The organism is Paenibacillus terrae (genome assembly GCF_000943545.1).
Classification (GTDB): domain Bacteria; phylum Bacillota; class Bacilli; order Paenibacillales; family Paenibacillaceae; genus Paenibacillus; species Paenibacillus terrae_A.
Genome location: NZ_JTHP01000227.1, coordinates 1 through 226 on the forward strand (window position 1 = coordinate 1; position 226 = coordinate 226).

Annotated in this window: 1 rRNA gene; it reads left to right on the top strand. The window is 52.2% G+C overall.

Going from position 1 to position 226, the window contains the following annotated elements:
* Positions 1-109 precede the first annotated feature (109 nt).
* A 5S ribosomal RNA gene (rrf, locus tag QD47_RS29775) occupies positions 110-226 on the top strand.

The following is a 226-nucleotide window of genomic DNA, read 5'->3' on the forward strand; positions in this document are numbered from 1 at the left end:
CACCTTGAAGGTATGTAGAAGATACATACGACAAGCGCATGGCTATTCATTCACACGATGAGTGATGAACCGAATACCCATACGGAAGAATTTGCAAAGCAAATTCATGTTTGGTGGCGATAGCGGAGGGGTTCCACACGTACCCATCCCGAACACGACCGTTAAGCCCTCCAGCGCCGATGGTACTTGGACCGCAGGGTCCTGGGAGAGTAGGACGTCGCCAAGC